The organism is Limosilactobacillus oris DSM 4864 (assembly GCF_001434465.1).
In the GTDB taxonomy this organism is placed as follows: domain Bacteria; phylum Bacillota; class Bacilli; order Lactobacillales; family Lactobacillaceae; genus Limosilactobacillus; species Limosilactobacillus oris.
In genome coordinates this window covers 1-26411 of sequence record NZ_AZGE01000024.1, presented here as the reverse complement: position 1 = coordinate 26411, position 26411 = coordinate 1, and the positions used below count along the sequence as shown (strand labels likewise).

The 26411-nt window shown below is 52.1% G+C and carries 17 protein-coding genes; 5 read left to right on the top strand and 12 right to left on the bottom strand.

Annotation, left to right across the window (positions count from 1 at the left end; all coding sequences use genetic code 11):
• Window positions 1-177 precede the first annotated feature (177 nt).
• The 7 genes from FC49_RS07665 to FC49_RS07635 form a co-directional block, all read right to left on the bottom strand.
• Window positions 178-843 carry an NAD(P)H-dependent oxidoreductase gene (locus FC49_RS07665; RefSeq protein ID WP_056984697.1) on the bottom strand — a complete coding sequence of 222 codons (666 nt, stop codon included), beginning with the start codon at window positions 841-843 and terminating at the stop codon, window positions 178-180.
• A gap of 14 nt (window positions 844-857) precedes the next feature.
• Window positions 858-1373, bottom strand: coding sequence for a MerR family transcriptional regulator (locus tag FC49_RS07660; protein ID WP_056984698.1), 516 nt, complete (start codon window positions 1371-1373; stop codon window positions 858-860).
• A 13-nt stretch (window positions 1374-1386) separates the two neighbouring features.
• Window positions 1387-2217 carry an SDR family NAD(P)-dependent oxidoreductase gene (locus tag FC49_RS07655; protein ID WP_056984696.1) on the bottom strand — a complete coding sequence of 277 codons (831 nt, stop codon included), beginning with the start codon at window positions 2215-2217 and terminating at the stop codon, window positions 1387-1389.
• 13 nt (window positions 2218-2230) lie between these two features.
• A complete protein-coding gene (locus tag FC49_RS07650) occupies window positions 2231-2743 on the bottom strand; it encodes an SRPBCC family protein (RefSeq protein WP_056984695.1) in 513 nt (170 codons plus the stop codon).
• Window positions 2744-2857: 114 nt separating this feature from the next.
• Window positions 2858-3796 carry a LacI family DNA-binding transcriptional regulator gene (locus FC49_RS07645; protein WP_003713262.1) on the bottom strand — a complete coding sequence of 313 codons (939 nt, stop codon included), beginning with the start codon at window positions 3794-3796 and terminating at the stop codon, window positions 2858-2860.
• Window positions 3797-3820: 24 nt separating this feature from the next.
• Complete coding sequence (gene addA / locus FC49_RS07640) at window positions 3821-7981, bottom strand: helicase-exonuclease AddAB subunit AddA (RefSeq protein ID WP_056984694.1); 4161 nt, start codon at window positions 7979-7981, stop codon at window positions 3821-3823.
• Complete coding sequence (locus FC49_RS07635) at window positions 7981-11733, bottom strand: PD-(D/E)XK nuclease family protein (RefSeq protein ID WP_056984693.1); 3753 nt, start codon at window positions 11731-11733, stop codon at window positions 7981-7983. Before FC49_RS07635 ends, addA begins: the two co-directional genes overlap by 1 nt.
• Window positions 11734-12077: 344 nt before the next feature.
• Here FC49_RS07635 and FC49_RS07630 point away from each other — a divergent pair, with 344 nt between their 5' ends.
• The 4 genes from FC49_RS07630 (at window position 12078) to FC49_RS07615 (ending at window position 16267) form a co-directional block, all read left to right on the top strand.
• Window positions 12078-14594: a MucBP domain-containing protein gene (locus FC49_RS07630; RefSeq protein WP_003713244.1), complete on the top strand. Its 2517-nt coding sequence runs from the start codon at window positions 12078-12080 to the stop codon at window positions 14592-14594.
• Window positions 14594-15106: a hypothetical protein gene (locus tag FC49_RS07625; RefSeq protein ID WP_003713247.1), complete on the top strand. Its 513-nt coding sequence runs from the start codon at window positions 14594-14596 to the stop codon at window positions 15104-15106. Before FC49_RS07630 ends, FC49_RS07625 begins: the two co-directional genes overlap by 1 nt.
• Before the next feature lie 18 nt (window positions 15107-15124).
• Window positions 15125-15649, top strand: coding sequence for a hypothetical protein (locus tag FC49_RS07620; RefSeq protein WP_003713231.1), 525 nt, complete (start codon window positions 15125-15127; stop codon window positions 15647-15649).
• Window positions 15650-15751: 102 nt separating this feature from the next.
• On the top strand, window positions 15752-16267 hold the full coding sequence (locus FC49_RS07615; RefSeq protein WP_003713250.1) for a hypothetical protein: 516 nt from the start codon (window positions 15752-15754) through the stop codon (window positions 16265-16267).
• A 50-nt stretch (window positions 16268-16317) separates the two neighbouring features.
• On the opposite strand, the gene cls is transcribed toward FC49_RS07615, so the two are convergent.
• Window positions 16318-17784 (bottom strand): cardiolipin synthase, encoded by a 1467-nt coding sequence (gene cls, locus FC49_RS07610; RefSeq protein ID WP_003713264.1) that lies wholly within the window; start codon window positions 17782-17784, stop codon window positions 16318-16320.
• 134 nt (window positions 17785-17918) lie between these two features.
• Here cls and FC49_RS07605 point away from each other — a divergent pair, with 134 nt between their 5' ends.
• On the top strand, window positions 17919-18509 hold the full coding sequence (locus FC49_RS07605) for a GNAT family N-acetyltransferase (RefSeq protein ID WP_003713260.1): 591 nt from the start codon (window positions 17919-17921) through the stop codon (window positions 18507-18509).
• Window positions 18510-18635: 126 nt separating this feature from the next.
• On the opposite strand, the gene FC49_RS07600 is transcribed toward FC49_RS07605, so the two are convergent.
• The 4 genes from FC49_RS07600 to FC49_RS07585 all read right to left on the bottom strand — a co-directional run bounded on the left by FC49_RS07600 (window position 18636) and on the right by FC49_RS07585 (window position 25967).
• Complete coding sequence (locus FC49_RS07600; protein ID WP_003715633.1) at window positions 18636-19637, bottom strand: D-2-hydroxyacid dehydrogenase; 1002 nt, start codon at window positions 19635-19637, stop codon at window positions 18636-18638.
• 1072 nt (window positions 19638-20709) lie between these two features.
• Window positions 20710-23250 (bottom strand): hypothetical protein, encoded by a 2541-nt coding sequence (locus tag FC49_RS07595; protein WP_235804893.1) that lies wholly within the window; start codon window positions 23248-23250, stop codon window positions 20710-20712.
• Window positions 23251-23437: 187 nt separating this feature from the next.
• Complete coding sequence (locus tag FC49_RS07590; RefSeq protein WP_003713237.1) at window positions 23438-25636, bottom strand: ATP-dependent Clp protease ATP-binding subunit; 2199 nt, start codon at window positions 25634-25636, stop codon at window positions 23438-23440.
• 88 nt (window positions 25637-25724) lie between these two features.
• Window positions 25725-25967 (bottom strand): hypothetical protein, encoded by a 243-nt coding sequence (locus FC49_RS07585; RefSeq protein WP_034537711.1) that lies wholly within the window; start codon window positions 25965-25967, stop codon window positions 25725-25727.
• Between the last annotated feature and the right edge of the window lie 444 nt (window positions 25968-26411).

Sequence of the window (26411 nt, the reverse complement as noted above, 5' to 3'; positions counted from 1 at the left end):
TCATCAGTACTTCTTGACGAAGAGCCTGATAATTGCACGAAAAAAGGACACCTATCGCAATGATAGATGCCCCCATACTCCCCGTGCTATTACGGACGGGTGCCCGCAACGGACGTCATTCGTTATCAAATTATCATCAGTATTCTAGCATAGGCCTAATTAAAATACTATCTCAGTTTAATCTAATTCCTGGTAAATAGCACTAAGCTGCTGGCGGACTTTAGGCTTAATTGGTTGATTTCGGTAGCCAAAACTTACCATCACGGACACCTGCCAATCATGCGGATCTATAAACCCCTTCTCAGCTAAGTAGGCATTCAGCTTAGCATAGTTAAAGCCCTCAATCGGGCACGAATCAATCCCCAGTTCAGCAGCTGCCATCATCATGTTAGCCATTGCAATATAGGTTTGCTTGCTGGCCCAATCAAAACGAGCTCTGTCACTATCTAATTGCAGGTCATGCTCTTGGAAATCCTTAAAATGCTGGGACTGAATTGAGTCTGTCGAGTAGCGTTTGCCCTTTACCTGCTCTACTAGGTTCCTCACATAGTCACTATTATAAGTCACATCTGTCCTAGCAAGGATGATTAAAACTTTATCCGCACCATCCAAACTATTGACGGCTCCCCATGCAAATGGCCTAATATCATCACGGATTTTACGATTATTAATTAACAGAAAACGCCAGGGTTCATAGCCAAATGAACTCGGTGATAGTCGGCCAACTTCGAGAATCGTCCGCCAATCGGCAGCGCTAATGTGTTTGTGCGGATTGTACTTCTTTGTTGCATAGCGACGGTTCGCTGTCTCTATAATCCGTTGACGAGCTGTTTCCTTATCCATCTGCTTTCTCCTCCTTAATGCTGACGGTTACGGTAATCTTTAACCTCCCGAAAACGGGCTAGTTCAGCGGTCTGACCATTTTCTAGTAAATGTTGCTCATATTGTTTAGTTAAGTCAGGTACCACTTTGTTACTACCCGGAACAAAGTGAATCTTCTCAGTACCGGCCGCCACTGCGCTTTGGTAATACCATTCCTTAAATTTAAGATAACTCATCGTATCAAGCAAGTCGTTAATCTCGGTTTGGAGATTTTGTTCGTGCCTTGCTAAGAGCTGGGCCCGTGCTTTTAAGGTCGAGTCACCGACCATCCGCATATTGATAAACTCGCCAATGTCGTTTACCGATACACCTGCGTTTTTCAAGCAAATAATCGTCCGCATCAGGTGAACATCATTTTCCGTAAAAACGCGCCGGCCGCTACCATCTTTTTTCACGAACGGTAGTAACCCTTGCTTATCATAGTAGCGAATTGTGTCAATTGTAAGGCCAAGTAGATTTGCAACCTGGCCGATACTGTAACTGCTAGCCATTATTTTCCTCTCATTAATCATCCGTTGATAGTGAAATATCTTTGTAGTGCTCAATCTCCCTAGTCAGGCCACGCAAGTTTTCCAAACTACCCTTATAAGCAAAGTTGCCCAGTGGCAGATGGTCTGGAGTATCAGGATTTTCAACAGCCTCAATAATCGCCTTGGCAATTAACTTTGGGTTGCCAGGAGACTTAGTAACCCCCTCATCCATTGTCTCCACCATCTGCTGAAAGTTGGCATAGTCAGTAATTTGTGGTAGTTCCTTTTGGGACGAAGAACCAGCCCAGTTTGTCCGGGCCCCACTCGGTTCCACCGTCAGCACATGAATACCCAATGGTGCCAATTCTTTTCGTAAAGTATCAGAATACCCTTCGACTGCGTATTTTGTGGCCGAATAAAAGCCCATCGTTGGCAGTGTCGTCAGCGCCAGCGCCGAGGAAATATTAACAATCGTCCCCGACCGGTGCTGTCGAAACTGTGGCAAGAGCGCCTTAGTCATTTCCGCCAAACCAAAGACGTTGACTTCAAACATATAACGAACGGTTGCCATGTTGCTTTCTTCAATAGTTGAAAAGTAACCTAGCCCGGCATTGTTGACCAGCACGTCAACTTGCTCGGTAAAAGCCAAGGCTTCCTGGACCGCTCGCTGAATTTCTTTTGATTTAGCAACATCAACCAGGATCTTTTTAATTTGACCATGGTCATACTGATCCAGGTAGTCAAGGTCGCTTTCCTTACGGGCAGTAGCAATTAATTGAATACCAGTTTTCTGTGCTAATTGTAGCGCAAGTTCCTTGCCAAAACCACTTGAAGTACCGGTTACCATCCATGTTTGGTTAGTCATTATAATCACTCTCCTAATAGTTTTCCTTTGCTGCCTTCACTAAGCCATCGAGCCATGCTTGGTGCCCGTTGAGCATCGGATTAGGGTGCTGGACCGCCAATTCAGCAGCGGCCTTACCAATTTGCGATTCCTGGGTTAACAGGCGAACCCGGTTATCAGGTAGTTGCTCAATTAAGAAAGCATGATAGACATCAATACTGGAATCCGCATCACCCTTGTTCCAGCCATGCCAAGCCAAACGTGCTGCGGGATCATCATCACTCGGCGCCACCAGCTCCATTACCTGAGCGTCAATTGGGAATCCAAAAGTATCAAAGTGAAAACGTTCCGCATAGTGCAAAAGACTATTTTCGCCATTAGTCAACCTAATATTAGAAGCGTTGTCGTAATAGTGTTCCCACTTGGAAGTGTCAACTAGGTAACGCCAAACATCAACAGTTGTCAAATCACTAGTAATAACCTCGTTAGAAACAAAGTTATCAGTGGTCCCGGGTAAAAACCGGCTTGGAAATTGAATTGATTGCATAATAAAATGCCCCTTTCGTGTTTTGCTAATTTTGATGCTAAGCAAAGCATATTACCTGGAGCCGACTCCAGGTCAAGGGACAAATTTATTTTATTTCAAATTTTCTACTTGCTACTAATCGTAAATGGTAAAGTCCACAATGCGGTGGTGGGCGGCCGGGTCAAACAAGAGGTTGACCGCCTCCTGCCCTAACTTCCGCGGTTGCATATCAATCCGCTCGTTGTCACGCAGGAGCATCCCCACCAGCCGGCTATTGTTAAAGCAAACTACCGGGAAGCCCGTCGACTGCAGCTGGTCGTTGATCCGCACCAACAGCAGGTCATCGGCACAGACCAGCGAATCAACCTCCGGGTGGGCCGCTAAGAAGTCGGTGACCGACTCCCCACCATCCTGGCAGCGCCAAGTATACGCGGTCAGGCCCCGTCCTTCCAGGCAGGCCTCATAGCCAAGCCGGCGGGAATGTTCGTAGACCCAGTCGTCAGCCGACTGCAGAAAGGCCGGGTGGTTGACTGGGTGCTTATCTAGCAGGTGGGCCGTTGCCTCCTCCCCCGCCGCGACGTTATCGTTATCGACATACCGGTCGGGGTGGTTGGCAGTTGGGTGACCGATGACCACAAAGTTCAGCTGATGCTCACGCAGGTAGTTCGTCACTGGGTCATTTTCCACCGTGTAGAAGACAAGGAAGTTATGGACCTTGGACTGGTTGACCATCGACTGGACGCTCTCCAACAACTCGTCAGCGGTTGGTGCAATTGCCACCACCATCTCGTAGTGGAGGGGTTTTAAGGCCACGCTGATTCCCCGCATCAGGTCAATGTGGAAGGGGTTGGCAGGGGCCGTATCGCTGGTAACTGGAAAAACCAGCCCCACCATGTTCGACTCGCCCCGGGTCAAATTCTGCGCGTTATAGTTTGGCAGATAGCCCAGCTGATCAGCAATCTCTTTCACCCGCTGCCGGGTCTTGAGGCTGATCCGCGGGTTGTTATTCAACGCCCGAGAAGCGGTCGAAACCGATACCCCTGCGGCTTGCGCAATGTCTTTAATTGTTGACAAGTAAACTACCCCCACCACTAATAATCAAATTGTTATGAACTGTTCTGATTCTACCAGATATAAGCCCATTTGAACAACCGGAAGTGGTTTCATCAGCCCTAAGGCCTCCTTGTAAAGGTTTAACTGCCCCCGGTAGCGGTCAACAATCTCCGCTTCCTCAAAGCCGGGCCGCAGGTGGTCGGTCTTGTAGTCCACCAGGATAATGCCAGTCGGCGTCTCCAGGTAGCCGTCAATGATTCCGTGGAGGAGGACCTGCTCCTGGTCGCTGGTCTTGATCTCCTTAAAGAGTTCCGCGCCGTTCATCACCATCGCAAAGGGCTCTTCCTGGTGGTAATGCTCCGGGGCCGCCAGAACCTGCTGACCCACGGCCGTTTGGAAGAAGCGAGCGACCCCGGTGATGTTGATTTTGGCCGCCACCGCCGGGGTCATCAGTCCCTGATCCACGAGCCGTTGGACTTCATCTGCTACCAGGGTCGGACTGACCTCCCCCGCCGTTAAGGGCAGCTTCTGGAAAACTAAGTGGGTGGCCGTCCCGATGGTTGTCGCTGCCGGTTGCTCATCCGCTTGTTTAATAAAGGCTGGTTCCGCGAAGTGGTTGTTAAAGTAAATCCCCTGGGCCTGTTTTTCCCGTTGCTGCTGCTCGTAGTCCCACTGGGCTTCCACCGCGTTGTCAGGGTATTCAAAGAGCCGCTTGACATCGGTCACGGACTGGTAGGCCGTGGTCTTCGTCGCCACCTGGTACGGGTAGCGCGCCCCGAGCAGCTGTTTGATCTGCTTTAACTGCTCATGGTCGATTGCAGTCTGGTCCGTCAGCACAGTTCCTTCCTGCTGCTCTTGCAGGCTGGCTAACTTTTCCGTAACGTCCGCAGCGGTATAGCACCCTACGGTGAACCGCTGGCCAGCAAAGAGCGGCTGGTAGTGCTGGTAGTCCGCCATAGCGCTTTCGTCCAGTTCCATCCCCGCCGGTGCCACCTGCTTTGCCCGAAATTTGGTCGACCGGGCCAGGGCCAACCCAATCCAATCCATGAAGGACCGGGCGTTGACCCGGAGCTGGGGGCCAAGCAGGGTTGCTGGTGACTGGAAGGCCTTTTGCCAACGGGTCCAGGCGCTGGCAAGGTTTTGCCGCCGGTTTTCTTCATTAAATGACCCAGTGATGACTAGGCGCTGCTCGGCCCTGGTCAAAGCCACGTACAGCACCCGGAGGTCTTCGGCCCGTTCCCCCTGCTGAACGGCACTGATGATAGCCTGCCGCTGGGGTGTATCGTAACGCACCTCTTCCGGGTCGGTGTACTCGATCCCGACCTTGTTGATGGCATCGACCACCGCTGTCTCCCGGGTCGCCTGCTGGTTAAAGCCGTGGGTAGCGTCAATCAGGAAGACAATTGGAAATTGCAGTCCCTTGCTACCGTGGATTGTCATCACGTTGACGGTGTTCTTAACCAGCTGGGTCGGTGCCACTCCCAGGTCCTTATCGTGTTCCTGCATTTTTTCAATGAAGCGGATGAACTGGTAGAGGCCCTTAAAACTACTCTGTTCGTAGTCATGGGCTCGCTGGTAGAAGGCGTGCAGGTTCGCCTGCCGTTGCGCCCCGCCAGGCATTGCGCCCACGTAGTCCAGGTAGCCGGTCTCGTTATAAATTTGCCAAATCAGGTCCACCAAGGACTGCTGCTGGGCCGTTTGGCGGAAGGTCGCCAGCTGGTCCAAAAAGTGACTGACCTTGTCATAGAGGACCGCCACTGGGTCGGGCTGGTCAGCCGTCGCTGTTGCGTTTAACAGCTCCGGCTTAATCAGGTGTCGGTCGGCGTTGGCATAGTTGCTCTTAAAAGTTTGCAGGGCACCGTAGTAGTTTGCCGACCGGTTTTGCAGACGGATAAAGGCCAGTTCCTTGGTCGACAAGCCCACCAGTGGCGACCGGAGCACGGCCACCAGCGGGATATCCTGGTGGGGATTATCAATCAGCCGGAGGAGGGCCATCATCACCCGGACCTCGGTCGCCTGGAAGTAGCTCTCAACGTCATGGACGGTCAGCGGAATTTCCAGCTTGCTGAATTCTTCCATTAGGGTATTATTGATACTCTTCGTCCGTTCCAGCAGGACAATATCACCATAGTTAATCGGCCGCAATTGCTGGGTCGCGGGGTCAAAAATCTGTTCCTCATTAGCAACCATCTGCTTGATCCGCATTCCGACCATCTTCAGTTCACCCGCCAGCTTGTCATCCTCATGCTGGTCCGGTGATTTCTTAATGGCACCCTGGTCTGCGTTGGCGTCGTAGAGCAGAATCTCCGTCGGCCGGGGCTGGTTGTCAGCTGTTTCGTAGTAGGTGGCCGCATATTTGAGGTGGGCCGCCTGGTCATATTCAATTTCACCAACGTCCGCCCCCATCAGCTGGGCGAAGAGGAGGTTGGTAAAGTCGGTAACGTTGCTCATCGAGCGGAAGTTTTCCCCGAGGACAATCGCCTCGTCCTCGGCTCCCGGCTGGCGATAACGCTGGTACTTGTGCAGGAAGAGTGACGGGTCAGCCTGGCGGAAGCGGTAAATGGACTGCTTGACGTCGCCGACCATGAACATATTATGCTGGTCCGGGTTGGTCAACCGGGTCAGGATTGCTTCCTGCAGGCGGTTAGTGTCCTGATATTCGTCGACCATGATTTCCTGGTAGTGCCGTTGTAAGTTCGCTACCAGTTCCTGCCAGTCGGGCTGGTCCGCCGGTGGGGTCAAAATCTGGTAGGCGTAGTGCTCCAGGTCACTGAACTCTAAGACGTGCCGGCTCAGCTTAACCTGCTGGTAGGCCCGGCGAAAGGCCACAGTCACCTGGCTAAGCTTGGTCAGTAAGCGCTGGGACTGGTGGGAAATTTCCTGAAACTGGTCCTCATCGTAGGCAAAGAAACTGTCCTGAATACCCGTCAGCTGCTTTTTCAGTGCCTGGCGGGAAGCGGTCAGGGTCGCGTAAACGTCGGCCGCCACCGGGTCCCCCTTGGGTTTTCCCGCCATCGTCCGGAACTTGGCCCCGCGAATAATCGCCCGAACTGCGTTCCAGGAGTCGGGCACGAGCAGCTGCCGGGCCTGGGCAAACTGCTGGAGGTCCTTGTCCAGGGAAGTCAGCGTTTTGTCATCTAGCTGGGCCGCCGCAGCCCGGTCACGTAATTCTTGGAAACGGGCGCTAAATTGGTCTAGCTGGGCAAGGGCGGCATCCTTGTCCGCCACCGTAGCGGCTACGGTCGGCCACTCCTTTTTCAGCTGGTTGCGCTCCTGGTTGAGGGCCTTAAAGTCATCATAGACAGCGGCCCCTTTTTTGGGCCGCCCGCTAAAGCTGCCAAACGACACTCCGCCGAGGATGGCTTGGAGCTGGTCGCTGGTCAGATGGGCCGGGTCGAGGGCCGCTTGGAGCTGGTTCAGAATCACCTGGTCGTCTTCCAAGACCTCCCGGGCCTTGCTCAGCCCCTCCTGGTCAGCACGCTGGGTCAACTCCGCAAAGTCGTGGCGGAGCTGGTCGAGCCGTTGCAGAACCAGGGGCAGGAGCTGGCGTTGGTAAAAGGCCGAGTCAAGCACCGGACCATTGAGCTGGTAGCTGGTTGGCAACTGGGCCAGCCACTGCTCGGGATCTGGCTGGGCGTTGGCAATCTCCATCAGCTTGAGGACCAGGTCGTTTAAGCCTTGGTCGTCCCGGTCACTAGAAAAATTGAGCACCAGCTGGCCAAAGGAGGCGGAATCGTCACTTTCCTCGTCGGCCGACGCGTAAAACTGTTCGTTGACCTGGTGGAGGACGTCCTCCTGGAGCAGGAGGCGCTCGGTATCATCGGTCAGCAGGCGGAATTGCGGGTCTAAGCCAATTAAGAAGTAGTAGCGTTTGATTAGCTTCAAACAGAAAGCGTGAATCGTGCTGATATCGGCCACCGCTAGCCGGTTGACCTGTTCATTCATCAGGTCCCGCAAGCGGGGTTCAGCCTGGGCAACCTCCTGCATCCGCTGGCGGATCTTGTCCCGCATATTCTTAGCGGCCGCGTCGGTAAAGGTCACCAACAGCATCCGATCGACCGTCGCCCGGCCTTCCTTGATCAGGTCCACGGCCCGGTTGACGAGCACGGCGGTTTTCCCAGAGCCAGCCGACGCGGACACGATAATGTTCTGGTCCCGGTCACTGATCGCTTGTTGTTGGGCCGGGGTGGGCTTAAAGTCTGCCATTACTTGTCTCCTTTCTCTTCATCGTCGGCGGCCAGCTGGTCGAATTCGTCCTGGGCCAAGCGGGGGTCCAGCTGCCGGTAATTCTGCTGGTCGAGCATGTTATCAAACTGGTAAATATCACCGAAGTCGGTGTAGTCGAGGCCGGTTTGCCAATTACTGCCGGTCAGCAAACGGTACGGCTTGAGGGCGACCTTCCCCGCAACGATGTCGTTGCCGGCACCGATAATCAGCTGCTTGTTACGGTTTTGCAGCCAGGCAAGCTGGTCAGGAGTGACCAAGAGGGCATCCTTATTGCCAAGGATCTTGTCCCCCCGTTCCCGGAGCGGATACAGAAGTGACTTTTGCTGGTCGAGGTTCTTGTCGAGTTGTTTCAAGAGCGCTGGATCATTGAGCAGCAACCCCTTGTACTGGTGCTGCTGCATCCGTACCGTGTCCAGGTCCGTGCCGGGTTTGAGCTTGGCGGCATTGATTACCGGGTTGCTCAAATGCAGGTAAAGGGCCCCGGCTAGCTGCAGGTCACCCGCCGTTGGGTTGAGCCGGGCCGGCAACTGGTGCCGGTTGCTGCTGATGGCGTTCAGGTAGGCCAATAGCTGGAGCGATAGTCCGTAATAGGCCGCAGTTAGGTCAAAGATCCGGTTGCCGGACTTGTAGTCGACGACCGTCAGGTAATCCTTGTTGTCCTGGTTAAGTTGGTCGATCCGGTCAATCCGCCCCCGCAGGTAAACGTGGGTGTTGGCTGGCCGCAGCGGGTATTCCAGCGGCCGCAGGTCATCCTCCTTGGCGGCTCCCAGCCGGCCAAAGCGAATTTCCGTGTCCAGGGGCTGGGCGGCCGTGTACTTCGCCTGCCAGCAGAGAATCGTCAGCATCGTCCGCACGATCCTGGTTAACTGCTGGTACTGGAAGGCCGCCTGATTGGAACTGGCCGTCAGGATGGCGAGGTCGGGCTGGTCATCCTTGGCAACCGCCAGCGCCCGCTTGATTAGGTCATTAAGTTGGGCGGGATTTTCAGCCAAACCGGCAAAAGACAACTGCTGGTCGGCATTAACCGCGCTGACGAACCACTCCATCGCCTTGTGGAAGAAGGTTCCGATCCGGTCGACCGACATCGTCAGCTGATCACGTTTTTTCAGACCAAGCCCATACTTCAAGAAGTATTCGTACGGGTTGACGTAGTAGTCTTGCAACTGGGAAATCGACGAATAGAGGATCTGCTGATCATGATTATGGCGGAGGTAGAGAGCGGCGGCCAGCTGCTCGCCAAGGTCATCAACCTGGTTGCGGTAGTTAAAGCCCGCTGTAATCAGGCTGAGCCGGGCGGCTAATTCTCGACCGGCGCGCTGGTCCGCGGCCCGCGGGGCGTGACGGAGGTGGGCAATTTCATCCACCAGGGCTTGGCGAACGGCCTGCCAGCCGGGTGCCAATACGATGGGACCCTTCGGCTGGTCATTCCGGGCCTGGCGTTCGACCTGCACCAGCTGGCTGAGGGTCGCGGCGGGGGTGCTGACGTAATCCGGCACCCGCTGCTGCCCCGCTGGACTAGCTACCAGGGGAACGGCCGCCACCGGCTGGTCAAAGTAACGAGCCATGTCGGTCAGGTAAGCTGACGGGGTCAGGGGCTGGTCATCATCGCTGGCGGTCGGCGCCAGCATAATCAGCTTCTCGGTCCCAGTCATCATTCCGGAGTAGTGGAGGAAGGGTTCTGTCCGCAACTGGTCCTGCGGCCCTGCCGGAAGGTACTGGGTCGCCGGGTCCAGGTAGTTTGCCAACAGTTCCTTATCCTGGTCGGTCAGCAGGCTCTCCTGCTGCTGGACCTCGGGCATGACGTCATCGGTTGAGCCAATCATGAAGACAATCTTGCGGTCCTGGTTTTGCACGATCCCCGTTTCGGAAACCATTACCTGGTCGAGGGTCGCCGGGATTTGCGAATACTGGGCCGCCGCGAAGCCCGCCTGGAGCAGCTCGCTGAAATTAGTCAACGTAGCGGTGAAGTTATCGGCATTAACCGGCGTGTCACCCAGCAATTGGACATATTCGTCTAAAATTTGGCAGAAAGTCCCCCATACCTGCTGGGGCTGGCGAGCGAGGTCTAAGTCCCGGGTACTCTGGTACTTTTGCCAGTCCGTCAGCCGCTTGACGACCCCATTGTCAACCAAAAATTGGTAGGTCTTGGCTGCCAATTCACGGCCCGTAGTCACCGTTTTAAGGTCGGCAAAGAAGGACATGATGCGGTCTGCCACGAATGCCCGTACACGGCTCAACTGTTCCTGCAGCTGGTTCACTGGGGCAGCCGTGGAATCGCCGACCTGCCAGAGCGGCGATTCGGCATCCATCCAGACCCGTTGCCCCTCAACGGCCCGCTTGAGACACCAGTTTTCGGTCGCGAAGACGGCATCCTGGTCAAGGACCTGGTAGTCACCGGTCGCTGGCTGGTACTCCGCCAGCAGCCAGGTTTTGAGCAGCTGCATGATGTCGGCGGTCCGGTAGTGGTAGAGCGGCAGGTTAAACAGCGCTGTCAGGAGAGTCACCAGGGGGTGGTTGTCCATCCGCCGTTCATGGTCATTAAAGACGGGGATCTGGTGGGCCGCAAAGGTCGGCGCCAGCAGGGTCTGGTACTTATCCAGGTGCCGGCTCAATACCAAAAAGTCCCGGTAGCGGTAGCCCTTGGTCGCCACCAGTTGGTGAATCATCGTTGCCACCCGTTCCAGCTCCGTCCGCCGGTTGACCGTCGTGATGAATTGCAGGTCGGCGGGGTCGACTGCTTCATTTCCGGCCGTTAAATCTAACGGCTTTTTAATATAATCAGCGAAGAAGCGGTCGACTGCCGTTAAGGTTGGACTCACCCGGTCCTTAGTCGCAACTAGGACGTTTGGTACCAGGTCGACTTCCTGTGGGTGCTGGCGGGCAAAGTCCCAGAGGCGGTGGTACTGCATCGCGGCAGGGTAAAAGAGGTCCGTTGACCCGGGCAACTCACTTTGGTCGGGGTGGGTCTGGTCAGGATAGCCCCGGTCGAGGACGAAGGAAACGGTCGTCGAGGCTCCGTTAAGGATCATCGCGTCGACGACCTGCTGCTCACCGGGGGTAAACTGGGCAAAGCGGTCAATGAAAAAGTGCATCCGCTTTGCTGCTGGTTGGGATTGCAGGAACTGGGCCAGTTGTTGGTAGAGCTCGGTATTGCCCATGAATTTACCCTGGACCCGTTCTTCGTAAGCATGGTAAATTAGCTCAACGTCGTGCATTTTCGCCAGCCAAGCCTGGTTGATACTAGCATTGTCATCATGCTGGGCCTGCCGGAGGAGTGCCGTCAGGTCGGCAGCGCTGACGTTGGCGTTCGCTAGCTCGGTCAGCTGGTCGGTTAGTTTTTGGATGAAGCCGGGCTGCTGGGCTTCGCTGGCAAAGAGCTGAAGGTCAGCAGCGTGATCCTGCACCACTTTGGCGACCAGCATCGTCAGGCCGATTTTTGACAGGCGTGGTCGTTGCAGGGCTGGAGTATCACGCAGGAGGTACCAGGCCAGCCGGCTCAGTGAAAGGACCTGGACACGGGAGGCCGCGAACCGGTCGGCGCCCCCCTTCCCTTCTCGGGCCCGCAGCTGGTCGAGCACCGTAATTTCCGTCTGAAACTTGATATGGTTCGGCACGATGTAAAAGAAGGTATCCGCCGCCGGTGCTGTCTCTAGCTGGTCAGCTAACTGGTCCACCAAGACCTCCTGGTGGTCCTTCGCCGCCGTGCCAATCACAAAGCCAAGTTTACCCACAATAATCCGCCCCTTTGCGTAAAAATCCTATCCACATTTTATCATACTAGCCGAACATATTTTCGCCTGGAGTAAAATTAGCATAATTTAATATTTACATTAAAATTTCATTAAGATATAATCATTTTCAATAAAAAACACCACTGAAATTTGGGAGGAATTCCAGCGATGCGTAAAACAAAATATTCATTTCTGATCAGTGCTGCCGTGATGGCAAGCCTGGTACTAAGTTGCCAAGCCACCTAAGCAGATGATAACGCCGCGCCAGTAACCAACGCTCAGTCCACTGCGGCGGCAACGACTACACCAGCTGAAAACAGCCGCCGAAGGTCGTCAGCACCAAAGTGGAAGGCGAACCCGACGTTAACACTACCGGGATTGAGGTTTTTGACCCGGTCCAAGTAACGGTGAAGACCGACCACTTCACGAACGATAACCTGCTAACCAAGGACGGGCTTGGCTGGACAGAAGATACCGAGGTTATCCCCATCAGAGGCCATGCGGTCGGCATTATCAACGAGGGAACTTATTGGGGTAAGGAGAATCCAAGCGAGCCTGTGACCGCCTATTCCTTTAACAAGGGCGATTCCGGCCGGATTACCTATATCGGGAAGACTCTGTCGGGAATCGACCTAGACCTGATTTACACGATTAAGAATACCGACGCTGACATCTGGAACGCGTATTCTGGGATGGGCCACCGCCGGTTCACCAAGGGAATTGCCTTTACCGGCCAGCAATACATCCCAGGGAGTGACAACAACTCCATCGTCGTCCTCTACCGGGGCGCCAACTCAATTCAAATTGACTACCAAATTGTCAAGCACGACACCTTTGAAGAAATGCCGATTCTGGTCTCCTTTATCACCACCGACATCGACGTCGGCCAGGGTGTTGCGACTAACCTCGCAAACCTGGCGGCAGTCTTTCCTAGTGAAACCAACTTGAATATCCAAGACGGTATCGTTTACGATGACAGCCAAACCGGGATTAACCTGAACGGAGACCGGGACTTGCCTTACGGCGGTTATCTCGGGGTTGCTTTCTTGAGCAATTTCACCTACGCCTTTTTCTCACCGGCACCCGCTAATACCAACCTTTACCAGTTCGCGGCGGGAGTGCGGTACGACCTCTTCGGCTCGGCCCTGCAAACCAAGCTGATTATCAACCGGCAGACCCATCTGACGCTGAAATACGTTGACGATGAGGGCAAAGAGTTACGACCAACAACGGAACTAAAGGGAACGAATGACTTTCCAGTAGTCCCGGATGCACCGACGATTGACCGCTATGTCCTGCGGGAAACCAGCACAAACATCATTTCCCCAGACCAGGAGGTGATTACCTACACTTACCTGCCGAAATACCTGGTAACCGTTGAAACGGTCGATGAACAGGGACGGCAACTGGCGGAGCCACAGAAGATTGACACCTATAAGGGTGCCCTCCTACGGCTCCAGCCCAACCAGGTGTCGGGCTACCAAACACCGACCGAGCAAACAGTGGTTGTCGGCAGTGACCAAACAGTGCGGTTCGTGTATAAGAAGATTCCGGCGTCCCAGCCAAGTCAGCGCTATGCCAGCGGCTGGACGGCAGGCTATGCCGCAACTGGGAACTACCGGGCGCAACCCGCCGTCTACCGTCCAGCAAGCAACTGGCAAGGTGGCAATGCCCGGCCACTGTACCAGCTTCCCCGGGTAAACGTTAATATTTACCTGCCACGAAAGCACGTCAACAAGCAGGTGCGGAAAAAGCAACGGACGGATTGGTTTCAGAAGAATACCGGTTTTAATAAATATGACCAAAAAATTTTATTCTCTGTCCTAGACGCTATTCGGGCAGAGGGAAAGAAACGAGGGTATAGCGAAGAACACATTAAACGTGATCAGCTTTACTATATGGGAAATGCAGCTAAATATTCTAAAGACCGTAAACAGGCATCGACATCGCACGTTTCTTCGTACACAAGCGACTCTCTTAAAAAGTTCCTAAAAGGTCATTCAGCATATAAAAATGTTAATGAATTTTATAGAATTATCTCTGATAAACACTCAAGTGGAAGTGGAAAGGTAGACCTTGGACATTTGGGTGTTACGGGTGGAAGTTCCTTAGACCATCGATTCGGTGTTTCTACACTTCATCGTTTAGCTCTCAATATGCCCTTTCAACCAATCGGTTATTTATTAAACCGGCACTGGCTGAAGACCCATTTTAAACATATTTCTCCTTCGGTTGCGGAGTGGGCGCTTGCTAACGGCTATTATGGTGATTTCTGGACACATATGGGTGCCGATGACTATAAAGCCGATACAGATATTTTTGCTATCCTGAATTCCAAAAAAAGTCTTTCTGCAACTTTACGCCAGCACTATAATCAGCCGACAAATAAAATAAACTCACAACGGCGTAAATTGAGCAACAAATTAGATGAACAAACTATTCTTAGTATAACTAAATTAAGTTTCGTTACTATCGGTTTAGCCTCACTTGGTTACATTCAGGGATTGCAGGAAATGTTGAAGGGGAAACGAGGGAGGAAAGCCGCGATGGATGACTTAAATAGGAGAGGAGCTCAAACCCAAAATGGTCTTCTCCGCTTAGGTACTTCCTTTAGTGGGTGGGTAACTAACCGTTTTCAAAGATATGTCGCTCGACCGTTCCAGCGGTACATTGCTCGACCTGTCCAACGCTTCTATCACCGAGCAGTTTCTACCGGCCGGCAAATTTATTCTGGCGTTCGCCGAACTTTCCAACGAGCAGGAAACTTCGTGAAACGGACCTACCACCGGGTTGTCTCATCGGTTAAACGCAGCTTTAGTCGTGCACGACGCTTTGTTCGTCGAATTTTCAGGAGGAGATAATGATGAAATTAAAAACGTGGTTTTGGACCCTACTTAGCCTCATTCTAATCGTTGGGGCATTTTCCTATGGGGCAAACAATCTAGGCAAATACAATTTTTATTATGCCACTCACATGAAACACCCTAAGAATCAATATCCATTTGTGACAGCTACGTCAATGAATACTATGCCTTCTAATTATCTTCCTAATTATACTATTGCTAATAGCACCACAGAGCCGCCTACCTGTTACATTGCGAAAACAAATGTAATCGAAAAGGGAGATTATTTACGGCTTAATAGTTACTCACTCGCCTATGCACATTCTAAAGAGCAATTCGAAAATGGCAAGTCATTATACATCGACTTCAGTGAAAACGGTCATCTTTCCAACACAGAAAAGAAAAACATGGGCCAAACACTTTACCGCACTCTGAATGATATGCAAGATGAGCTCAAGCGTAACAGCGACCGGCCGCTAATTAACTTACAGTGGATTTATAATTGGTACTTTAATTGGCTAAATTCGTAAAAAGTTAGGGTGATGTCCATGAAAAAGAAACTCTGGATTACCATCGGTATCCTTGCCTTGCTCGGCCTATGGGCAATTATGTACGTTCCCTATAACTTAGAAGAATATAACTATTACTATGCCACGCATATGAAGCATCGACGCTATCAGTACCCCTTCCTTCCTGCATTAGGACTGACAAAATTGCCACCTGAATATTTACCCGAATTCCACATTGAGTATTTCAAAAAGAAGGATATCCAAGATAATACTCTTACTAAACAAAACGTAATTAGAAAAGGAGATTATTTAGAAATACGTCCATCTTTCATTTCATACGCTACTTCTAAAAAAAATTTTAATAATGATGATGTAGTAGGGTTAGCAGTTCCAGATTCTACTGGGACAATTATCCCCTATGATAGAAAAGACCTGGGGAAAGGACTACTTCAGGTTCTCAACGATACCCAAGCCGAACTAAAGCGGAATAGTAAAAAGCCACTGATTAACCTGCAAAAAATTTATAACTGGTACTTTAACTGGCTATATCAAAAAAAGTTTTAGTATGCGGTCAACCGATATAGCAGCACTAGGAACGGCAAGAATTAAAACTGCAAATTTCGCTCTCTCCTTTTCTAAGCGACACTTTTCAGGAGGAAACAAGTCATGAAAGCAAAAGCTCAGGTTGGCATAGTGCTTCTTAGTATCATCCTTAGCATGGTCATACCGGCTTATAGTGCGTACAGCATCATCAGATACAACTATTACTATGCCACTCACATGAAGCATCCCCAAAATCAGTACCCGTTTATCAAGACCCTGGCGTGGACTAACATGCCGGCTCGCTATCTCCCTAATTACCATGTTCAAAATTTCTCCAAAGAAGGCTTGCATGGCTTCCATATCACCGATATTACCAAAGAAAGTGTCCTTAAACCTGGCGACTACCTGGAGATTTCTAATAGCCAGCTGTCCTACGCTTACTCCAAAGAAGAGTTTAAAGATTATAAGATAAAAGACATCGATTTTGACTCTAACGGCACGCTTTCTCATGGGCAAAAAGTTTCCCCTCAACTGCAGCGGATCCTAAATGAGGTCCAAGCAGAATTAAAAAGTCACAGCGACCGACCGCCTATCAACTTACAGTGGATTTATAATTGGTATTTTAAAATTATGACTTAACTAATACAAAACCCGCTCCGGCGCCAATGACGTCAGAGCGGGTTTGTTCTTTACAGAATCGGTGACAGCAGGCGGGAGAAATACTGCTTGAATTTCAGCCAGCGGGACTGCTGGGCAAAGCGCTCGGCAGTCATCACCCGGCAATCCCGGATGTCATTGACGAAGATCTGCTCGAGCTGGTCCGTCAGCTTGAAGTCGTAGATAAAGGCATTGATTTCGAAGTTGAGCTTGAAGCTGCGGAAATCAAGGTTCGCTGACCCCACTGACGCCATCCGCCCATCAATCGTAATCGTCTTAGAATGCAGGAAGCCCTTCTGGTAGGTGTATATCGTGACCCCCTGGGCCGCCAGCGACTGGGCGTAGTACTGGGTCGCCCGGTAGACAAAGGGGTGGTCCGGCTTGCAGGGAATCATGATCCGCACGTCAATCCCTGAGTGGGCCGCCACCCGGAGCGCGTCGAGGATACTGTCATCCGGGATGAGGTAGGGCGTCTGAATCCAAATGTGGTCCTGGGCCGCGTTGATCAGCCGCAGGTAGCCCATCTTGATTTTTTCCAGCTCCCCCTCGGGACCGCTCGCGACCGTCTGCATCGCCGTCGTCCCGTCCTTAACATCAATTTCAGGAAAATAGGGGTGGTAGTGTTCGATCCGTGACTCAGCCCTCTTCACCGAGGCATTCCAATCACCAATAAACTGTCGTTGCATTCCAAAAACCGCCCCGCCGACGACCCGCAGATGGGTGTCGCGCCACGGGCCAAACTTTGCGACCCGGCCGAGGTACTGGTCACCGACGTTGAAGCCGCCAACGTAGCCAATTTTACCGTCCAGCACCACGATTTTCCGGTGGTCCCGGTAGTTAATCCGAAAGTCGAAGAAGTTGCTCCGGGTCATCAGGAAAGGCGTCGCGTACCCGCCCAAATCACGCAGGTTCGCGTAAAAGCTCGGCTTGACCCCCATGGAACCCCAGGAATCATAAAGGACCCGCACCTCGACACCCTCGGCTGCCTTCTGCTCGAGCAGGGTCCGCAACTGGTTCCCGATGCGGTCATTGTAAATGGTATAAAACTCAATGTGGATACTTTCCTTTGCCGCGGCAATGTCATCAAACATCTGCTTAAACAGCTGGTGGCCGTCGGTAAAGACCGCCACCCGGTTGTGCCGGCTGAGGAAGGATTCATCGATACTCTGGAAGAGCATAATCGTCCGCCGGTAAATTTGCGTGACCGAGTACTTCGGTTTGGGCATATTGCGAAACTGTTTTTTCTGCCGTTCCACTGCTTCTTTTAGTTTCAGCCGGGTCTGCGATTTAATCCGGTTTAAACGCTTATGGGTTGGTTTTCGGCCCAGAAAGGCGTAAATAATAAAACCAATTACCGGAATCAGGGTCAGAACCAGTAGCCAGGCCCAGGTGGCCGCAATATCGCGTTTTTCACGGAAGACGGTAAAGATGGCCGCTAGCTCGTTAATGATAATCACCGCCAGCAACACCCAGCGAATAATTTCCCAGGTTAAATCCATCTCACTCATCCCCCTCTTTCTCAATCCTGCCTTTTATTTTACCGCAAACCAATTTCAGGAACCAACACTGGCCCTTGATTCTTCACCACAATTTAACGATAATAAAAACAGTAATACCTAATGAGGTGAATTAATTGAGTACGATTTACTTACGACGGACCTATATGCGTGACTTGCCTGCAATCAACCGCATTATTGAGGACGCCAAAAACGCATTAAAAACTGCCGGCAGTCCGCAATGGCAAGACGGACATCCCGACCGCCGCACAATTATTAATGATATCACCCACCACCTCTCTTGGGCCTTGGTGGTCGACGAACAAGTTGTCGGCGTGGCAACCATGGTGCCTGGCCCTGAAGAAAGCTACCAGCAGCTCCAGGGCGGGGCATGGAGTGACGATGACAACCCCTACCTGACTATTCACCGGGTGGCGATTGGCAACCAGGCGCGGGGACAGCACCTAAGTACCTTCCTCTTTTCCAACCTGCTCACCATCGGCCAGGAGCGTGGCTATACCAACTTCCGCCTCGATACTCATCGCCTCAATAAGGCCATGCAGGCCATTGCCCGCAAGTTCAGTTTCCAGTACCGGGGAACGGTGAACGTGGCGGACCAGATCGATCCCGAACGGCTGGCCTACGAGCTCAACCTGCCGACTAATGAGCTGCCAGTTGAGTACCACGTCAACAATGATTTCATGCGGCCAATGATAAACCGTAAATAAGTTAGTATAGGTGGTCTTCTCCCATCAAGCCCATCTTTAGAGCATAAAAACAGCCTCCAAGTTCGGATTTTCCGAGTTTGGAGGCTGTTTGCATACTATAATACTCTCTTTTATTTAATTAATCCCTTAGCCAACTTCCACCGGTGTATCTGGTTCTTGCCCTTCAACCATTGCCAGGTTGTTATCAAAGGCCTTGACCACCATGTTGCGAACGGCGTGGGTAGTGTAGAAGGCCGTGTGTGGCGTTACTAGAACGTTTGGCCGGTCAATCAGGTCCTTGAGCAGTGGGTCTGGGAATTCCTTGTCAGTCCAGTCCTCGTTGAAGACGCCAACTTCACCCTCGTAGGTGTCCATCACGAAGCCAAATAGCTTCCCATCATCCAACGCCTTAGCAACCGCGGCAGTGTCCACCAGCGGTCCCCGGGAAACGTTGACCAGAACGGCATCGTCCTTCATTTTGGCGATTGTTTCCTCGTTGATCATGTGGTAGTTGTCCTTCATCGCTGGGACGTGGAGGGAAACAACGTCTGACTGCTTGTATAAGTCGTCTAAGGAGTCAACGTAGTAACCCTTCTCTTCCAATTCAGGGTTCTTAAAGACATCGTAGGCAATTACCTTTGCACCAAAGCCCTCCATAATCTGCATGAAGACCCGGCCGATATGACCCGTTCCAATTACCCCAACGGTTTGGTCACGGACTTCCCGGCCAATCGTTGGCGCCCACCGCAGGTCACCATGGGCCATCTTTTCATCCATCTGCTTTGCCTGCCGTAAGACACGGGCTGCCTGGATTGCAGCGTGTTCAGCAATGGCGTTTGGTGAGTACACCGGCACGTTAGTAATTTCGAAGCCTAATTCCTTCGCCTTATCCATGTCGATGTTATCAACCCCGACGTTCCGCAGGGACATCTTGGTAATCCCCAAGTCTGCCAGCGCCTGCAGAGTCTCTGGAGTGTAATCCAATTGCTGGTAGACAACCACCCCGTCGGCACCCTTGGCTAATGCCGCCGTGTCTGGCGTCAGCAGTTTGTCCGTGTAATCAACCTCGACTTCTGGATGCGCCGCGGCCCATTCTTTCAAGTATGGTTCTTCATCTTTCCGGATACTGAACGCAAAAATCTTGCTCATATTAATTCCTCCATCAATTAAATCCAAATCACACATCCACAGTTTGCACGTTGCAAACCCTTACACCAATTATCAGCGATAGCAGCTTTTAAAGCAAGAGCAAAAAGGCGGCAAGCGCACCGTTTCACATGAAACAAAAGCCTAGTACGGGCGCACCCGTAGTGCCCATTCGGGGTCGATCCAGCTCCCTGAACCAGTCGCCTGAGAGGAATCCGTCCAGTTTGGCTGATAAGAGTGGGCGAGGTCCATCCGGTAGTTCGGGCTGGTGTTCATCCCCAAGTGCAGGTGCGACAGGTCCCGGTAGCCAATCACCTGTCCAGGGTAGACGAGGTCGCCGACATTGACAATAATCCGGCTCCGGTTAGAAAAGGCTTCCTGGTAAACGAAGAGGGTTCGACCATCCCAGACCAGGGCGTACCACCAGAGGTCCCGTGCTTGCTGGTCCCGCACCGTCGCAATATCAATGACCCGGCCGCCGTGGACCGCGTGAACGTCGGCACCCGGATGATCGTAGGCCCCAAAGTCCAAGCCATCGTGGTAGCTGTTTGTCCGGCCAGCCCAGTTATAGCCAAAACCCTGCCCAAAGGCAAAGGAACCCTCGCCGCTAGCAGGAAACGGCCATGACCAGCCATCGTTCCACGACTGCGCATGAGCAACTCCGTCCCGACCAAAGTCGTAACAGTGTCCATCGGCCCACTGCACACCCGTGTACATCTGCCCGTGGAGCTGGTCATTATAAACCCAGTCGTCAGAACCCGGCTTCATCTGGTAACCGTCCGCAAAGTAATAGTTGTTGCCGGCCACGTTCCGCCAGCCGGTCGCCAGCTGACCAGTCGCGGGATCATAATAGACCGTCCCACCATTTAATGACTGGAAGCCAGTATTAATATCAATCTCTGGCGACCACCAGTCAATGTAATCGCCGTTACCAGCTGCATCATCGGTATAGCGGTGAATTACGCGAATTCCCCGGTGGTTCATCTGCTCCGTTACTGGCAGGGTCAGTGCAAAGGCAGAATTGCCAGCACCAGCAATCCAGCCCGCCTGCCGAGCCCCGGCGCTGGTCGTCAAGTTAGAATTCGTTTCGTTCAACGGCCGCCGGTAAAATTCGTGCCCGTTCAAGTCGGTCACAATCAGGTACTGGTACGGCCGGGAGCTCTGCCCCATTGCCGCGTGCCAGCCAGAAATCGACCGCATTGGTCGTCGGCTTGTAGACACCAGTGACTTCACCAGCGTTAACAGCGTAGCTCTGACTGTTCAGGTCACTGGCATGACCGTTACCGGCTGGATCATCGGTTACCCGCATGATAAAGCTGAGCTGGCCTTGCTTAAACACAGTGTTGTTTGTTGGCACTACCAGGTCAAAGCCGCTGTGCCCGCTTTGGTAGGTCTGTGAGTATGCTCGTGCAACATCAGGGCGGTCGTTAAAGCTAATTTTCTGGCGGCCGAACTCCTTGCCGTTATACAAGCCAATCACATACGCAAACGGCTTATCAAGCAGCTGGTCAGTGGCGAGCCACCCGGCTACCCGGATGCCGCCAGCGGCCGCGGTCAAACCGTCAATGGATGCGTGCGCCTGGTCGAGCGTCACCGCTGGCATCCAGTAATCCTGGTGACTAGCACTGCCGTTATCACCGTTGCCGGTACTAATAGTCGAATACCGACTGACGATAGAATAGGAATGGCCGGCGTGTAGGGCAAGCTGACCAAAATCACAGTTGAATCCGGAAGCGGTAGCCGTGGCGATTCCAGCATTGCTCCGCTGGACATCCGGCCGCGCCGCATTGCCAGTGACCAGCTTGGCTGCCACTTGTTGGTGAGCAGTATTGTCATACACGATCAGGAAGTGGTAGGGCGCGACCAGCTCAAAGTCGCTGGCGTGCCAGCCGCTGACTTTGAGCCGACCATCGCTGAGCTGAAAGCTGTCCAGCCAGCCCCGGTTGGCACTAGATAAGGTTAGCCAGGTGTCATTTTGGCGACCACCCTCGTCACCATTTCCTTGACTATTCGCGGAATAACGTAGAACCAGGGCGTACTGGTGGCCGCTGTTTAAGCTGAGTTGCGGGAAAACCGCCGTAAAACTGGCATTGGCCGCGTTGTAGGCACTGAGCTGGACTCCCGGCTCGGTCACCGTCAGCGGCGTTTTCACCGACGCAACCTGCTGGTGGGCTGTTAGATCATAGATAATCACGTAATGGTTTGGTTGCTGGTAGGCAGCATCCGCGGCGTGGTAGCCCTTGATTACCAATGCCCCGTCCTGCTTTGCCACACTGGTGATGGCGTACTGGTTGTGGTTAAAGTTCACCGGGTTAAACCAGTAGTCAACGTAGTCACGGTTGCCAGCGGGATCACTGCTATACCGGCTCACGATCCGGAGCGGGCCTTCCACCAGCGCGCTAGTCAGGTCAAACTGAACCTGCCAGCCAGAATTAGCAGAATTATAAATTCCCGCGAAGGCGCGGCCAACGTCTGTCCGGGCAATGTTCTTCACCGGTAACCGGCCAAGTTCGTGCCCCTGAGCGTCCAGCAGGATGATAAAGTGGTGCTCCCTTCCCAGGCTGCCATCTGTCGCGTGCCAGCCCGCCAGGTTGAGTTTGCCGCCAGCAATGGTGACATTATCAAGGTTCGCCCGGTTGGCTTGGTCAGCCTTTAGCGGCGAGTACCAATAATCGATATGGTGACCTTCCCCACCCTGCTGGTCGTCGCTATACCGTGAAATCAGTTGGAGCTGGTCGTTGAGGTAGCGGCTGTCCGTACCAAAATCATAGTCGAGGTTCCAGCCAGCTTTGGCAGCACCGTACGTCCGACCATAATATTTGGCAATATCCGGCCGGACCGCGTCGCTGACTTGAACCCGCTTGATTTCCCGACCCAGGGTCTGGTCATAGATAATGATCCAATGGTAGGGCTGGCGGTAGCTGGCAGAAGTCGCGTGCCAGCCGCTAGCAGTGAGGTGGCCGGAAGCAAACCGCCAGCTGTCTAGGTAGCCATTCTCCTGCTGGTCAAACGTGATCGGGGCGTACCAGTAATCGGCATCCGTATTGTTAGCTGTCGGGTCATTGCTGTACCGGCTGACAATGGCTAGCGAATGGCTTAACCAGGCATCGGCATTACCATCACTGAGGTCAAAACTGACCTGCCAACCTGAATTAACCGCGTTGGTGACGTTGCGAAAAGCAGTTTGTACGTCTGGACGGCTGACCGGTTGGACCGTCTGCCGCTGCAATTCCCGGCCAGTGGTTCGGTCAACCACGATAATCGTGTGGTAGGGACGGTTTCCGGCCTGCCCATTCGCGTTCCAGCCTTGTAACTGAACCTGGTTCCCCACAATGGCCGCCCCGTCCAAGTTGCCGTAGTTCCCAGTATCGCTATTAGCAGTGATGGGTGTCGCCGCCGGCTGGCTAACAGCATTAACCGTGCTTGGCGCTACCTGACTGGCTGGCGCCGCCGGGAGCGATTGATTGCTAGTTTGGCTGCTAGCAACAGCCGCGCTGGCAGTGAGATTTACCGGTGCCACCTGCTGGTCGGCGGCGTTGGCGGTCAGCTGATTGACCATTAAAACCGCCCCGCAGACAGTGGCGGCGGTCAGAATTCCCTTAACCTTGATTTTCATATTTCCCCCATTAATTCTTGCAATGCTTCAATAAAAATAATGATAAAACACCCTTCATTTTACAACTTTATCAGCAAATTACCATTTTCCGTCCGCCAAGTGGTAGTTTTTTCAGCCAATAGACACAAAAAACCGGTTGGTGAAATGTTCACCAACCGGTTTTCCTATTTAGCAATTCAGCTAACGACTACTTGTCTTCTTGGTCGTCCTTAGCTTCGTCATCTTTTTTGTCTTCCGGAGAAGTGTATTGGTCGCTGTCATCCTTAGCGGCGTCCTTGGCGTCAACGATTACCAGCTTGCCATCCTGCATTTCAGCAACCAAGTGCTTAGCATCCAGGTGGTCAAGGTAGTAGTCAGTGACCTTGTCACGGATTTCCCGTTCGATTACCCGCCGCAGTGGACGAGCACCCATGGCTTCGTCGTAACCTTCGTCAATCAGGTACTTCTTAGCAGTAGGCGTTACCTTAACGTCCATGCCCTTCTTAGCCAGGGTGGCGTTAACATCAGCCAGCATCAGGTCAACAATCTTTTGCAGGTCTTCCTTCGTCAGGCTGTGGAATTCAACGATGGCGTTGAACCGGTTCAAGAATTCTGGACGGAAGTAGTTGGTCAACTTCTTGATCAAGTCTTCTTCGTCGTTGTCATTGCCCAGCTTAACCGGTGCGTCGTTGGAGTAGCCGGCGTTAGAAGTTGCAATGATCACGGTGTTCTTGAAGTCGATGGTGTTCCCTTGACCATCAGTCAGGCGGCCATCATCAAGTACTTGGAGAAGCAGGGTAATCACTTGTGGGTTAGCCTTTTCAATTTCATCCAGCAAGATGATGGAGTATGGGTGCCGACGAACCTTTTCGGTCAGGGTGTTGGAGTTATCATCGTAACCAACGTAACCAGCGGTCGTCCCAATCAGCTTGGAAACGGCAGTCCGGTCTGAGTATTCAGACATATCCAACCGGATGATGTCGTTCTTAGAGCCGAACATGTCGAGAGCCAATTGCTTAGCCAGTTCAGTCTTACCAACACCAGTTGGGCCGACGAAGAGGAAGCTGCCAATTGGTGATTCCCCTTCATCGAAGCCGGCCCGGTTCCGCCGAATAGCGCGGGCAACGGCTTCCACGGCTTCGTCTTGGCCGATAACTTTGCCTTCCAGGCGCTTGTCCATGTCCTTCAGACGTTCAACATCACTAGCACCGATCTTGGAAACCGGAATACCAGTCATCTGTTCAACGGCGTTAGCAACGTCTTCTGGAGTTGCCGTAACCTTTTCATCTTCGGAGTTCTGGCTCAATTGCTTCTTCAGGTCAGCAATCTTGTCCTTAGCAGCCTGGGCAGCCTTGTAGTCTTCCTTCTTTGCTGCTTCCTTCTGCTTCTTTTCTTGAACTTCGATTTCCTTTTCAATCTGCTTAGCATCATGTGCTGGGTGCTTTGCTGCCAGGTGAGCGGCCGTCATATCAATCAGGTCGATGGCCTTGTCAGGCAAAGCCCGTTGTGGCATGTATTGAACGGAGTAGTCAACCGCTGCCTGCAGAACGTCGTCTGGCAACTTAACGTTGTGGTGACGTTCGTACAGGTCCCGAATACCCTTCAGGATCGCAATCGTGTCGGCCTTGCTTGGTGCGTTAACCGTTACCGGGTTGAACCGCCGAGCTAAGGCAGCGTCCTTCATAATGGTGTTCCGGTATTCGTCCTGAGTAGTTGCACCGATGACGCTGATTTCACCCCGGGATAATGCCGGCTTGATGATGTCGGACATTCCCTTGGAGCCACTGTCAGAACCAGTTGAACCAGCACCGATGATTTGGTGGATTTCATCGAAGAAGAGGATGATGTTCCCCGCCTTCTTGACTTCGTCGATCAGCTTTTGCATGTTTTCTTCAAAGCTGCCCCGGTATTGAGTTCCAGCTTCCAGACCAGAAATATCAATACTGATGATTTCCTTGTCCTTGATTGGTGCAGGAACGTTGCCGTCAACGATTGCTTGGGCCAAGCCTTCAACAACCGCCGTCTTACCAACACCAGCATCCCCAACCAGGACTGGGTTGTTCTTTGTCCGCCGACTTAAAATTTCAGCGGTTTCTTGGATTTCCTTGTTCCGGCCAATTACGGGGTCCAGTTCGCCTTGACGGGCTTCTTCCGTCAAGTTCCGGCCCAGCTTGTGCAGGATGCTTTCCTTACCTTCGCTTGGCTGTGGACCTGGCTGACCGCCCTGTTGTGGCATTGCCCCACCAGGCAGCTGACCGTTTTGCCGGTATTGTGCGAATTCTTCTGGAGTTACTTCTTGACCATTGATCATGTAACGACGGTTTGCAGAGCCATTCATTCCACCCATCAATTGGTTAAAGATGTCATTCATATCGCTGTTAAATGGATCCATTGGATTTTGTGCCATTACGCAGTACCTCCTCAATTAATTGTTAATTTCAAGTGTTAAATTGTAGTCAGAATTAATCTATTAAACAGCCGATCGGGCCGACTGGCTACAACGACTCGTCATCATCATGTTTCAGATAATGACTCTCTAAATCACGAAGGACTTCCCACATCGCCTTGTGCTCAGCTCGTGCCAAAGCATCAAGGTCGCGTAGATTTAGCGACGTAGAACTCGATTGTGGTTTATTGAATGATTTATGTAAAGTCGTGTAGCCATAGCCAGAACGCTTGGATACTTGGTAAATCGTTAAATTGTGGACTTCTAAGTATCTCTTGATATCGATCTGCATCGCTATTCACTTCCTTCACGTTACCTATTATAACATATCTGTGATATAACACAAGTGTAATAGTAGAAAAATGTGAATTAATTTTAGCTTAAATAATTTTTATTATAAAAAAGGCAGTTTAGGCCATTATCTAGCGTCTTATTGGCATTTGCCGAGGGGTAATTTCTCAATTTTTTCTTGACAATCATTAGAAATTAATTAGAATAGCTAATAATCAGTTAATCAAGGAGACCGTAATGATGAAATCAGCGATGCAACAAGTAAAACATGCATACTACTTCTGGTTTAGCAGCTTAATGTCCGCTAGCCAGCAGTGATTTTATCATTGGGACTTCCGGATAATTGCCAAGTATCCGGAATACTCCTTCATCATACTCATTCCAATCTGATGAAAAGACCCGGATACGTTTAATCGTTGAAGTGCCTCATAATTGTTAGACAAAA